This is a genomic window from Gordonia westfalica, assembly GCF_900105725.1.
Lineage (GTDB): Bacteria > Actinomycetota > Actinomycetes > Mycobacteriales > Mycobacteriaceae > Gordonia > Gordonia westfalica.
In genome coordinates, this window is sequence record NZ_FNLM01000034.1 from 2,834,180 (window position 1) to 2,847,336 (window position 13,157).

Sequence of the window (13,157 nt, forward strand, 5' to 3'; positions counted from 1 at the left end):
GGTGGTGTCATGGCGTTCGAGTTCGGCACCATCGACCCCGGCGGGGATCTCCCCGACGAGGGTGTCGACGTGTTCGGATCACTCGCCGGCCTCTCGCCCGAAGCACTCATCAGCACCGCCGCCTACTCGGCATCGATGAACGCCGCCAACACCAGCCGCACACTGATCGCCGCCAGCCTGCTCCATGAACAACGCGAAGAAGAATACCTACTGCGCCGCAGTGAGATTTACTCCGGCGAGGCAGGTTCCATCGACGAATTCCTCGACAGGACAGCACAAGCAGTTTCCGGTGCGGACCCGTATGAACAGTTCGGGCCCAACGGATTCGAACAAGCCACCGCCGAACTCGGTGCCGCGCTGACCATCACCGCTGCGGAAGCCCGCGACCTCATCCGCACCGGGGACGCCATGCGGTACCGGCTTCCGCTGACCGGCACCACCCTGGCATGCGGACGGATCGATCTGCGCCGGTTCATGATCGCACTCAATCGCACCGACTTCGTCGACGATGCCACCATGCCCATGGTGGACGCCGCGTTGGCCGAGGCAATCCTGGCGCGCGACCCCATGTCCACCACCCGGTTCACCGCACTGGTCGACCAGATCGTGCACAGGCAGGCACCGGAAGCGGTCAAGCGCCGCAACGACCAGGCCACCCGGGACCGCGGAGTCAACATCCGACCCGACCGCCACCAGCCCGGCCAGTCGCGCATCACCGGACACTTCCCCCACACCGATGCCGCCGCCCTCAACGCCCAGCTGACCGCCATGGCCACCGGCGTGCACACCGGCGACCCGCGCACCATGCCCCAGCGCCGTGCCGACGCCCTACTCGCCCTCGCCCACGGCAAGCAAACCCTGGACTGCCAGTGCCCCGACTGTGCACCCCCGCCGGCCGAGCAGAACCTCGACACCCCCGAACCCGCCGACGCGGAAACACCCGAACCCGAGCCCACCCCCGTTGCTGTACCGGGCGTAACCGACACCGCCGCAACCGAACCCGACGACAACGAGCCGGCCCCGGAGCTGACCGGCGACTGCACATGCACCTGCACCAGTTGCCGCGCACCCCGACCGACCTATCACATCGTGGGCAACCTGACGACGCTGATCGGGCTCGACAACGATCCCGGCATGCTCGACGGCCACGGACTGATCGACGCCCACACCATGCGCCGACTCTTCGCCGATGCCGCCCACACCTTCATCACCACCGGGGCGCGCACAGACCCGGCCGACGCCGACACCCGGGCCGCGGCGGCCGCCAGCACCTACGTGCCGAGCAAGAAGCTGCAGGCACTGGTCCGCGCCGGCGAATTGTGAATCACCCCAGGTTTGATACCGCTTCCTTCTGAGTCAGGAAGGATGAGCACATGCCTAAGAAAATCGACCCGGAGGTCCGTTCGAGGGCCTTGCGGTTGCTGGAGGCCCACGGCGGCGAGTACACGTCGTTGACTGCCGCGGCCGAAGCGATCGCCAAGCAGGTCGGTGTCGGCGGAGAGACGGTACGTCGATGGGCCGTACAAGCCCAGATCGATGCCGGCGCCCGCTCCGGGACCACTACGAAGGAGTCCGCCGAGATCAAGCGCCTCAAGGCCGAGAACAAGCAGTTACGAGAAGACGTTGCCATTCTGAAAGCAGCGACAACTTTCTTCGCGGGGGAACTCGACCCCCGCAACCGATGATCGTGGCGTTCATAGATCAGATGCGCGCCAACGGGTTTGCGGTCGAGTCGATCTGCCGGGTCCTGCGTGGGCAGGGCTGCCAGATTGCCGCACGAACCTACCGGGCATGGCGATCACGCACGCCTGCCGCATGGACGGTCTCTGATGCCCACGTCGTCGATGCGGTGCGCACTGTCGTCTGGCGCACCGGTGACGACGGCCGGCGGAAGATGACTCCCGAGGGCCTCTACGGGCGGGTGAAGATGCGCGCCCATCTGCATCGCACAACTCTGCCTGGGGTGTTCTATGGCGCCGTTGATCGAGCGATGAAAGTGTTAGGCCACCAAGGAATTCGACGGTCGAAGGGAGTCCGAACGACCGTCAGATCCGCTGATGGTGTCCGCGCGGAGGATCTGTTGAACCGACAGTTCAGTGCTGCCGAACCGAACCGGGTGTGGGTGACCGATTTCACCTACTGCCGGACCTGGGCTGGGTGGGTGTATGTGGTGTTCATCATCGACGTGTTCTCCCGTCGAATCGTGGCATGGCACGCCTCGACATCGAAGTCGGTGGAGTTGGTGACAGTCCCGCTTCGGATGGCACTGTGGCAGCGCAATCGGGAAGGGCATCCGGTGAAAGCTGCTGAGCTTATTCATCATTCGGATGCCGGAAGTCAGTACACATCGGTTACACTGACTGAGCGTCTGCGACTCGAAGACATCGCAGCGTCGATCGGATCGGTCGGGGACGCCTACGACAACGCGCTGGCCGAGTCGGTGAACGGCTTGTACAAGACCGAGTGCATCCGGACCACGATCTTCCACTCCGGCCCGTACCGGACGATCTCCGACGTCGAGTTCGCGACCGCTGGTTGGGTCGACTGGTACAACAACAGCAGGTTGCACTCGAGTATTGGCCAGATTCCCCCGACCGAGTTCGAAACGCTCCACTACGCTGGCCTCGGCCCCGAGGACCAGCCCACATTGGAGGCGGCACAAAACCTAGGGTGATTCATTGTGTTGCACGTTCCCCGGCTGCAACCAACCGGTGTGGACCGTCGACCTCGACCACACCCATCCATACGACCACCGCCACCCCGACCGCGGCGGAAAGACCCTCCAACACAACCTCAAACCGTTGTGCCGGTTCCACCACCGCATCAAAACCTTTGGCAGGTGGCGCGACTCCCAGGACGAGTACCTCGCCGTGTGGTTCGAAGCCCCCACCGGCCACACGTACCTGGGCAACCCGTACACCGGGCGAGACCTGTTCGCGTCGTTGAAGACCCAGCCACCCGATCATCCGGCTCGGCAACGACTCACCGACGAGCGCGCACACCGCACCGACACCCACCGTCGGCAACAAGCCGAATGGGACACCAACAACCCACCACCGTTCTGACACAGAACAAGTGAGTGGGCGGTTGACGGCCGGATTCGCGACGCCGACGGGGCTATTGCCTCCGCGGGAACGTGATTCTCGATGGGAGGCGCAACTCCCCACTACCGCCGATGCTCCGAGGGCGCAATCCCGTACCTCTTCCGGTAGGCGGCCGCGAACCGGCTCGCGCTGGAAAAGCCCCATCGGGCAGCGACTTCGGCGACGGTTCCGGTGTCATCCGGGGAGAGCAGGTCGGCGCGCGCCCGACTCAGACGGATGTCGCGCAGCACCTGGGTGGGCGTGGCACCGACATGCTCGGCGAAGCCCTCCTGCAGTCTCCGGAGACTCGACCCACCGATCTCGGCCATGTCGGCCAGACGCCAGTCGCGAGCAGGATCGTCGTGCAGGGCATCGAGCACCCGCTTCACCATGCGCGGCCGCAGGCCTGTCCCAGCCTCTTCGGGCGAGACTGCGAGGATGAAGGCACTGCTGACCGCGCTCGCCAATTGCGGTCCGACGAGCGGATTGGCGAGTAGGTCGGCCGGCTCCCGCAGTTGCGCCGAGAGCGCACGGACGAGCGCGAACCACGACTGTTCGTCGGGTCCGGTGAGGTCGAGCTGGTGTGGGAGCAGCAGTTGCGACCGCAGCGGAGCCGCGCGGACCCGGTCGGCCTCGCGTTCGAGGTACTCGGCGTCGAACTTCACCCCGACGACCTGGCAGTCGGCGGACCATCGGGTGATGAGCGACGGCCGGTCGGCGGTGAACACCGTGGCCTGACCGGCCTCCGACGTCGTGCGAACCGACCCGGCACGAGACTCGAGGACACCGCTGACGGGGATGTTGATCTCGTAGGCGTCGGGATAGTCGCAGGCTATGGAGACATCGGTCCCCCAGTTCAGCCGGCCGATGGTGACCGGCCCGAGGTCGACGGTCTGCAGGTTGAGTTCGAGTTGGTCGGGCGACGAGAGCGCAGTCAGCTCATGCGGGAAGTACACCTGTTCGACGGCCCGGTGTGCCGCCTCCCAATCGCTGATCTTGGTGGTGCGCTGCGTCGACATGTCCTCTCGACCTCCAATCCCGCTCGAGCGCCGATCCCGCCGCACCCCCGGTGCGGCACCTGTGATTCAACCCTGTGCAGCAACCCACTCGCCAGGGGCCTTTGAGACGTGCATCACAACCGTCGCGCAATCGGTATCGATCCCGCGCATCGCGTATCGCCCCGGGGTCGATCCGTCCCTAACGTCTGCTCTCGCAACTCCCCGGCGACAGCTCGCCGATCAACCATCAACCGAGGTGAGGACGACCGATGACCAGCACCATCTCCTGGATCGACGACATCACGATGACCGAGCTCGAGCGCAATCCGTACCCGGTCTACGAGCGGTTGCGCGCAGAGGCTCCGCTGGCGTACGTGCCGGTGCTCGGCTCCTACGTCGCCACCACGGCCGAGATCTGCCGCGCCATCGCGACCAGCCCCGACTTCGAAGCCGTCATCACCAAGGCCGGCGGACGCACCTTCGGTCACCCCGCCGTGATCGGTGTCAACGGGCCGGTTCACGACGACCTCCGGTCGATGGTCGATCCCGCCCTGCAGCCACAGGAGGTCGACCGCTGGATCGACGATCTGGTCCGCCCGATCGCGCGCCGCTACCTGAGCGAATTCGAGGACACCGGGCGGGCCGAACTCATCGCCCGGTACTGCGAGCCGGTCAGCGTCCGCGCTCTCGGCGACCTTCTCGGCCTCCAGTCGGTCAGCTCGGACAAGCTGCGCGACTGGTTCCACAAGCTGTCGGTCTCGTTCACCAACGCGGGCGTCGACGAGAACGGCGAATTCACCAATCCCGAGGGATTCGTCGAGGCCGACGCCGCCAAGGAGGAGATCCGCTCCATCGTCGACCCCCTGATCGACAACTGGATCGTCAATCCCGACGACAGCGCCATCTCCCACTGGCTGCACGACGGTATGCCCGAGGGGCAGACCCGCGACCGCGAGTACATCTACCCGACCCTCTACGTCTATCTCCTCGGCGCGATGCAGGAGCCCGGGCACGCGATGGGCTCGACGCTCGTCGGACTGTTCACGCGACCGGACCAGCTCGAGCAGGTCATCGACGAGCCCGCCCTGATCCCCCGCGCCATCTCGGAGGGCATGCGGTGGACCTCGCCGATCTGGTCGGCGACCGCCCGCATCAGCACGAAGGACGTGGAGGTGGCCGGCGTCGAACTTCCCGAGGGATCGGTGGTGCTGATGTCCTATGGCTCGGCCAACCACGACCACGCCGTCTACGACGCCCCTTCGGAGTACGACATCACCCGGCCCCCGCTGCCGCACCTGGCATTCGGCGCCGGCAACCACGCGTGTGCCGGTATCTACTTCGCCAATCAGGTCTGCCGCATCGGGCTGGAGGAACTGCTCGAGGCAATCCCGAACCTCGAGCGCGACACCGGCTCCGACGTCGAGTTCTGGGGTTGGGGTTTCCGCGGCCCGACGTCGCTGCACACGACCTGGGAGGTGTGATCATCATGAGCAGCTCGGACACCTTCACGGTCGAGGCCGGGAAGTCGTCGGTGCAGTGCGGACCGGACCAGAAGATGCTCGACGCGTTCCTGCGCAACGGAGTGTGGGTCCCGAACTCGTGCAACCAGGGAACCTGCGGCACCTGCAAGGTGCGCGTCGTGCGCGGAACCGTCGACCACCCACCGGCCCCGGACTCGGTGCTGTCGATCGCCGAGCAGGAACAGGGTTTCGTGCTGTCCTGCCAGACGACACCGGTCTCCGACGTCGTCATCGACCCGCCGGCCGAGGAACCGGGCTCGGCACGACATGTTCTGCGCGACGTCGCCGGAACAGTTGGGGCCGTGACGGAGATCGCCGATGACACCGTGTCGGTGACGGTGCTTCTCGACGAGCCGCTCGACTTCACCGCCGGACAGTACGTCGAGCTGACGGTGCCGGGAACCGCTGTGACACGGCCGTATTCGATGGCCAATCCGCCCAGCGAGCCGGACAAGCTCGAGTTCCACATCCGGCGACAGCCCGGCGGGTTGGCGACGGAGGGGTGGATCTTCGAGTCTCTGGACGTCGGCGATCCCGTCACGATGTCCGGACCGTGGGGAGACTTCTGCTACGAGCCGGACGAGTCCGAGGGCCTGATCCTGCTGGCCGGCGGAACGGGTCTGGCCCCGCTGAAGGCGATCGCCCGCGCGGCTCTCGAAGCCGACCCCGACCGGGAGATCCACGTCTACCACGGTGTCCGCAGCCGGGCCGAGCTCTACGACGTCGACTTCTGGGAGGGACTCGCGGCCACCCACCCCGGGGTCCGGTACATCCCTTGCCTCAGTCGCGAACAATGGTCCGGGCGAACCGGATACGTCGGTGACGCGATGATGGAGGACATCTCCTCCTGCCGCAATCACGCCGCCTACCTCTGCGGACCACCGGCGATGGTGGAGGCCGGAGTCAAGGCACTCAAGCGCCGACGCATGTCGCCGCGTCGTATCCGGCGGGAAAAGTACACCCCCGCAGTCGGTCTCGTTCCGGCGTGAGCCTGAGGTGTGCGGGCTCCCCTCCCGCCCGGCCGTTTCCTTCCCGCCCGGTCGTTTCCCTCCCGCTTATTGGATCTGCCAAGCGGGAGGGAAACGGACACCGCGGGAACGAAAACGCCCCGCCGACCGAAGTCGACGGGGCGAATCCGCTAAGCGGTGGAGGCGATCAGCGCAGCAGCGCGCGACTCATGACGACGCGCTGGATCTGGTTGGTGCCCTCGTAGATCTGGGTGATCTTGGCGTCGCGCATCATGCGCTCGACCGGGAAGTCGCGGGTGTAACCGGCGCCACCGAAGAGCTGGACGGCGTCGGTGGTGACCTCCATGGCGACGTCGGAGGCGAAGCACTTCGACGCCGAGCTGATGAAGCCCAGGTTCTTCTCGCCGCGCTCGGCGCGAGCGGCCGAGGTGTAGACCATGAGGCGCGCGGCCTCGACCTTCATCGCCATGTCGGCGATCATGAACTCGACGCCCTGGAACGAGCTGATCGGCTTGCCGAACTGCTTGCGGTCCTTGACGTATTCGATGGCCTTGTCGAGCGCACCCTGTGCGATGCCGACGGCCTGTGCGCCGATGGTCGGACGGGTGTGGTCGAGGGTCTGCAGAGCCGTCTTGAAGCCGGTGCCCTCGTCGCCGATGATGCGGTCGAGCGGGATGGTGCAGTCCTCGAAGTACAGCTCGGCGGTGGGCGAACCCTTGATGCCGAGCTTCTTCTCCAGCGGGCCGACGGTGAAGCCGGGATCGTCCTTGTGAACCATGAACGCGGAGATGCCGTTGGCCTTCTTCTCCGGGTCGGTCACGGCCATGACGGTGTACCAGGTCGACTTGCCGCCGTTGGTGATCCAGCACTTGGAGCCGTTGAGGACCCAGTTGTTGCCGTCCTTGCGGGCGCGGGTCTTCATGCCGGCGGCGTCGGAACCGGCCTCGCGCTCACTCAGCGCGTAGGAGGCCATGGCCTCGCCGGAGGCGATGCCGGGGAGCACCTGCTTCTTGAGCTCATCCGAGCCGTTGAGGATCAGGCCCATGGTGCCGAGCTTGTTGACGGCGGGGATTAGCGACGACGAGGCGCACACACGGGCGACCTCTTCGATGACGATGCAGGCCGCGATCGAGTCGCCGCCCTGGCCGCCGAACTCGTCCGGGACGTGGATGGCGTTGAAGCCCGACGCCACGAGAGCGTCGAGGGCCTCCTGCGGGAAGCGCGAGTTCTCGTCGACGTCCGCGGCGTGCGGCTCGATCTCCTTCTCGGAAAGCGCGCGGATCGCCTCACGCAGCGCGACGTGCTCCTCCGGAAGCTGGAAGACGTCGAAGTCGGGATTTCCGAAACCCATGACAACTCCTCACGGCACGGGGTGCCAAATTGGTGGTTACCTACCAGTGCATCACGGCACTCAGTGCCATGTCAACGCGCGGCGACACAGCGGGAATGCGACCCACCTCATCGATTCTCCTCGCCGGGTCCGGCGTTGTCCCGAACCTGCCCCAGATACTCAGGGTTTTCGCAGCTCATCGGCCACACGACGGGCCACCTCGTCCGGCGAGGTCCCGGCCGGATAGGTCACGACGGTGACCTGCTGCTGCAGCGACTCGGGATCGCCCACGGCACTGCCCTCCGAGCCTCGGGCACCGAGTGCCACCGCGATCCGGGCGAGCTCACGACGCAGACGCTCGAGCGTGGCGTCGGCGTCACCGCGGATCATCTGCCGGAGCAGGTAGTTGTGCGTGCCGGTGATGGCCGCGACGTAGGCGACGATGCGAACCGGCGGTTCGTCGGGCAGGCGTCGGCGCAGGAACTCCTCGAAGGCGCCCTGGTAGCGGTAGGTGGTGACGAGCTCGCGATCACGCAGCGCCGGGACCTCCTGGACCACCTGTGCGCGCCGGACGGCGAGGTCGCGGTCGCGCCGGAAGTGGCTGAACACGACCTCCGCGGCGGCGCACACCGCCGACCACGGATCACCCTGGAAGCCGGCCAGGGTGTCGTCGACCTGCGCCAGCAGGGATTCGTGATCGGCGAAGATCACGTCCTCCTTGGACCCGAACTGCCGGAAGAACGTCCGGCGCGACATCCCGGCCGCCGACGCGATCTGCTCGACGGTCGTCGACTCGTAGCCGTGCTCACTGAACAGCCGGATCGACTCGGCGACGACGAGCATGCGGAAGCTCGCGCTGTCGACATCCGCAACTGACATGCGTCAAGTATCACCACATCAGCGCCCGCGCGGGCGCACCACCCGGATCAGTTGCCGGCGGAGCGTCGTTCCCAGCGGCTGAACGCACCCGTCGAGCGGGGACTCACGGCGAGACCGGCGTCCGCCCGGGAGCCGCGACGCGCCCCGAGACGTGTGCGTCGGACCGCGAGGTCCCGGACCGCGACCGCTTCGCGACACGAATCTGGTTGCCGCGAAGCCTTAGTCGGCGCGGGCGCGTTCACGCAGCTCGCCTTTCAGGACCTTGCCGGTGGGGGTGCGCGGGAGTTCGTGCGCGAAGACGATGTCGCGCGGCACCTTGTAGCCCGCGAGGAGGCGACGGCCGTGCTCGATGAGCTCCTCACCGGTCAGCGTCGCACCCGGCTGCAGCAGGACGTAGGCACGCGGCCGCTCGCCCCACTTCTCGTCCGGAACCCCGATGACCGCGACGTCGACGACGGCGTCGTGGCTCACCAGCGCCTGCTCGACCTCGATGGTCGAGATGTTCTCGCCGCCGGAGATGATGATGTCCTTGGCGCGGTCGCGGAGCTGGATGTAACCGTCGGGATGCATGACACCGAGATCGCCGGTGTGGAACCAGCCGCCCGCGAACGCCTTTCGCGTTTCGTCCTCGTCGCGGAAGTAACCGGCCATCACGTTGTTGCCGCGCAGCACGATCTCGCCCATGGTCTCGCCGTCGGCCGGGACATCGACCAGCGGCACCTGGTCGGCGACCACCACACGGGCCGTCTCGGCCTGCACCATGCCCACTCCCTGACGGGAGAGCTTCGCCGCACGATCTCCGGGTTCCAGTGCAGCCCAGGCATCTTGGTACTCGCAGATGGTGTACGGGCCGTACACCTCGGTGAGGCCGTACACGTGGACCGCGGTCACGCCGATCGCCTCGAGGGCGCCGATCACGGTCGGCGACGGCGGCGCACCGGCGGTGGTGATGTGCAGCGGACGGTCCACTCGGTGCGCGCGGGGCGAGCCGACGATGGTGGTGCACACGGTCGGCGCACCGCACATGTGCGTGACGCCGAGATCGTCGATGGCGTCCCAGATGGCGTCCGCACGCACCGCGCGCAGACAGACGTGGGTGGCGCCGGCGTGGGTGACCGCCCACGGCGTGCACCAGCCGTTGCAGTGGAACATCGGCAGCGTCCACAGGTAGCGCGACGACCCGGTGAACTGGTTGTGGAAGGTCTCACCGAAGGAGTTCAGGTACGCGCCGCGGTGGGTGTACATGACGCCCTTGGGTTTACCGGTGGTTCCCGACGTGTAGTTGATCGAGATGATCGTGTTCTCGTCGTCGACCGTCCACGGGATCGGCGTCGGATCGAGATCGTCGGCGGCGGCCAGGTGGTCGTCGTAGGAGACGAGTCCGTCGATCCCGGCGTCGGCGACGGCGCCGGGCGTCACGCCGAACTCGGGGTCGGCGATCTCGACGACCGTCTCGACCTTCGGGATCTCACCGATGATCGCGGCGACGGTGCCGCGGAACTCCGCGTCGAAGTAGAGGGCCTTGGCGCCGGAGTGTTCGAGGATGTAGACCAGCTCGGGTCCGGCGAGACGCGAGTTGAGGGCGACGAGGACGCCACCGGCAAGCGGCACCGCGTAGTGCGCGATCAGCATCTCGGGGATGTTCGGGGCCAGGTAGGCGACGCGATCACCGGGCTCGATCTCGGTGGCGAGGACGCGGGCGAGCCGCTGCACGTGGTCGGCGAACTCCGCATAGGTGTGTCGCCGCTGCCCGTAGAGGATCGCCGGACGGTCGGGAAACACTGCCGACGACCGCTCCAGGAAGCGCAGCGGACTCAGTTCGGAGCGGTTGGCCCCGCCCCATTCCGTGGTCGAGGGGCCCGCGCCCGTCGCGGACACCTCGGGGGTGGAGACCGACATCATTCCTCCGTGTTCTCGCGACCGTGTGACAAGGACCGGGGGTTTGTGACGGCCCATACGTGCGACGGCGATCTAGGGTACTGATCACATCGAAATACCTGCACCCTCCGAAGTGGGGGTTCGACGCGGACACCGTGACCGGATCGGTGCACGCTCCCAGCCCGTAGCGGACGACACAAAATATGGGACGAAGTCCTGCGCACTACGTACGGTGGTTCCATGGCAACTCCCACCGAGAGTCCGACCCCGTCGAGTCCCACCTCATCTGGGCACACCCCGATCGCCGAGAAACCCACCGTCGACGATCCGGTTCTACCGGTCGATGTCTCCGCCGACGACGACCTGCCCGCCGATGAGCGGGCGCTGCTCGTCGACAATCTCCGGTTCGTTCTCGACGGACGCTGGCGCGCCACCCGGGAGACGGTTCGTGCGAGCTCGAACCGTGCCGACCTGCTGCCCGACCCCTCGCGCACGCTGGAGGAGGCTCGCGCACACACCCTCGAGGTGATGCGCGAACTCGCGTCGCAGGGCTTTGCCTCTGACGGCTTCGCGTCCGACCACGGCGGCACCGGCGACATCGGCGCCTCGATCACCGCGATCGAGATGCTCGGCTACGCGGATCTGTCGCTGATGGTCAAGGCCGGCGTCCAGTGGGGCCTGTTCGGCGGAGCCGTGGAGAACCTCGGCACCAAGCGCCACCACGACAAGTACGTGCCGGGCATCATCAATCTGGACGTCCTGGGTTGTTTCGCGATGACCGAGACCGGCCACGGTTCCAACGTGCAGGCCATCGAGACCACGGCCACCTACGACCGCGACGCCCGCGAGTTCGTGATCCACTCCCCCACCCCGTCGTCGCGCAAGGACTACATCGGCGGCGCGGCCGAGCACGCCCGCTTCGCCGCGGTCTTCGCCCAGCTCGTCACCGGCGGTCCCGGCGAGGAGCCGGAGGGCCGCGGTGTGCACTGTTTCGTGGTGCCGATCCGCGACGAGGACGGCAACGACCTGCCGGGCATCACGACCAGCGACTGTGGCCACAAGGGCGGCCTCGCCGGTGTCGACAACGGCCGCATCATGTTCGACAACGTGCGGGTCCCGGCGGAGAACCTCCTCAACCGTTACGCCGATGTCGCCGACGACGGCACCTACAGCTCGCCGATCGAGAACACCAACCGGCGCTTCTTCACGATGCTCGGCACCTTGATCCGCGGCCGCGTGAGCGTGGCGGCCACCGCGGGCGCCGCGGGCCGCAAGGCGCTGACCCTGGCCACTCGCTACGGCCTGATCCGCAAACAGTTCGAGGCACCCGACGCCGCCGACGAGATCACCGTGATGGACTACCTGGGCCACCAGCGAAAGCTGTTGCCGCTCATCGCCAAATCTTATGCGATCGCGTTCGCCCAGAACGAGATCGTGTCCGAACTGCACGAGGTCCAGTCCGTTGCCCCCGACGACTCCGACGCCGGACGGCAACGCCAGCTGGAAGGGCAGGCGGCGGGCCTCAAGGCCTATGCGACCTGGCATGCCTCGCACGCGATCAACGTCAGTCGCGAGGCCTGCGGCGGCGCAGGCTATCTCGACGAGAACCAGCTCTCGATCATCCGCGGCGACATCGACGTGTTCACCACCTTCGAGGGTGACAACACGATCATGACCCAGCTGATCGCCAAGGAACTCCTCTCGTCGTATTCCGAGGACGTACAAGGCCTTTCGGCCGGCGGCTGGGTCCGCTTCATCGCCGGGATGGCCCGAGATGTGGTGGCCGAGAAGACCGCCGTCCGCCAGGTCGTGCAGACGCTGCTCGACAGTTCCGACGAGGACACCGAGAAGTCGGCGCTCACCGACCGGAGCACGCAGATCCGGCTGTTCCGCAACCGCGAGGACCACCTCGTCCGCACCTGCGCGCAGCGTCTGCGCCGCGCCCTCGACGACGACAACGATGCCTTCGACGTGTTCAACAATGCGCAGGACCACCTGCTGAAGGTCGGCCAGGCCCATATCGAGCGCGTGGTGCTCGAAGCCTTCGTCGAAGCGATCGAGAACTGCGATTCCCGTTCTGCGGCAGAACTGTTGGGCAAGGTCTGCGACCTCTTCGTCTACTCCGCACTCGAAGCCGACCTCTCGTGGTTCATGATGCACCGGCACATCTCGGTGGAGCGGGCCAAGGCGGTTCGGCGTGGCGTCAACGAGCTCTGCCAGGAACTGCGTCCGCACGCACGGTCGCTGGTCGACGCCTTCGGCGTCCCCGAGGAGCTGCTGCGCGCACCGATGCTCGTGAACGGCTGACCCGACGATTCGACCACTGCGCCCGGCCTGTCTCCGCACAGGCCGGGCGCAGCTTTTTCGATGCCCGGGTTTGAAACGTCGCAACCCGGGCACACTGGCCCCGACGCCGCTGTGAAAACACCCGCCGCGACGTGACCCGGACGGTTTCGCACCGGGCCGTTGAAAGGCCCTCACTGACGCGAATCGTCCCGAGA

At 66.8% G+C, this 13,157-nt stretch carries 9 protein-coding genes, 1 pseudogene and 1 other annotated feature; of the genes and pseudogenes, 6 read left to right on the forward strand and 4 right to left on the reverse strand.

What is annotated here, in order from left to right:
* Window positions 1-9: 9 nt before the first annotated feature.
* From BLU62_RS18260 to BLU62_RS18275, 3 genes and pseudogenes are all read left to right on the forward strand, one after another.
* On the forward strand, window positions 10-1,323 hold the full coding sequence (locus tag BLU62_RS18260) for a DUF222 domain-containing protein (RefSeq protein WP_244278244.1): 1,314 nt from the start codon (window positions 10-12) through the stop codon (window positions 1,321-1,323).
* A 50-nt stretch (window positions 1,324-1,373) separates the two neighbouring features.
* Window positions 1,374-2,674, forward strand: a protein-coding gene (locus BLU62_RS18270) for an IS3 family transposase (RefSeq protein WP_099047869.1) whose coding sequence is annotated in 2 segments (ribosomal slippage) — window positions 1,374-1,647 and window positions 1,647-2,674 — 1,302 coding nt in all. Because the reading frame shifts where the segments join, the coding sequence is not laid out codon by codon here.
* Window positions 1,646-1,777 (forward strand) — a sequence feature (AL1L pseudoknot). Its footprint overlaps the gene before it by 132 nt.
* 4 nt (window positions 2,675-2,678) lie before the next feature.
* A pseudogene (locus tag BLU62_RS18275) lies at window positions 2,679-3,065 on the forward strand (HNH endonuclease signature motif containing protein); the annotation flags it as partial.
* Window positions 3,066-3,166: 101 nt separating this feature from the next.
* Here BLU62_RS18275 and BLU62_RS18280 read toward each other — a convergent pair.
* Window positions 3,167-4,102, reverse strand: a complete 936-nt coding sequence (locus BLU62_RS18280; protein WP_074851197.1) for an AraC family transcriptional regulator — start codon at window positions 4,100-4,102, stop codon at window positions 3,167-3,169.
* A 248-nt stretch (window positions 4,103-4,350) separates the two neighbouring features.
* On the opposite strand from BLU62_RS18280, the gene BLU62_RS18285 reads away from it, so the two are divergent.
* Both BLU62_RS18285 and BLU62_RS18290 read left to right on the forward strand, forming a co-directional pair.
* Window positions 4,351-5,562, forward strand: a complete 1,212-nt coding sequence (locus tag BLU62_RS18285; protein WP_074851198.1) for a cytochrome P450 — start codon at window positions 4,351-4,353, stop codon at window positions 5,560-5,562.
* Between the two features lie 5 nt (window positions 5,563-5,567).
* The gene (locus BLU62_RS18290) at window positions 5,568-6,590 is read left to right on the forward strand and encodes a 2Fe-2S iron-sulfur cluster-binding protein (RefSeq protein ID WP_074853003.1); all 1,023 of its coding nucleotides are present in this window, start codon (window positions 5,568-5,570) and stop codon (window positions 6,588-6,590) included.
* A gap of 166 nt (window positions 6,591-6,756) precedes the next feature.
* Here BLU62_RS18290 and BLU62_RS18295 read toward each other — a convergent pair whose 3' ends face one another.
* From BLU62_RS18295 to BLU62_RS18305, 3 genes are all read right to left on the reverse strand, one after another.
* Complete coding sequence (locus BLU62_RS18295; RefSeq protein ID WP_074851199.1) at window positions 6,757-7,920, reverse strand: acyl-CoA dehydrogenase; 1,164 nt, start codon at window positions 7,918-7,920, stop codon at window positions 6,757-6,759.
* Between the two features lie 159 nt (window positions 7,921-8,079).
* Window positions 8,080-8,778, reverse strand: a complete 699-nt coding sequence (locus tag BLU62_RS18300) for a TetR family transcriptional regulator (protein WP_074851200.1) — start codon at window positions 8,776-8,778, stop codon at window positions 8,080-8,082.
* 219 nt (window positions 8,779-8,997) lie between these two features.
* Window positions 8,998-10,677: an AMP-binding protein gene (locus BLU62_RS18305; RefSeq protein WP_074853004.1), complete on the reverse strand. Its 1,680-nt coding sequence runs from the start codon at window positions 10,675-10,677 to the stop codon at window positions 8,998-9,000.
* A gap of 219 nt (window positions 10,678-10,896) precedes the next feature.
* Here BLU62_RS18305 and BLU62_RS18310 point away from each other — a divergent pair, with 219 nt between their 5' ends.
* A complete protein-coding gene (locus tag BLU62_RS18310; protein WP_074851201.1) occupies window positions 10,897-12,963 on the forward strand; it encodes an acyl-CoA dehydrogenase family protein in 2,067 nt (688 codons plus the stop codon).
* Window positions 12,964-13,157: the final 194 nt, after the last annotated feature.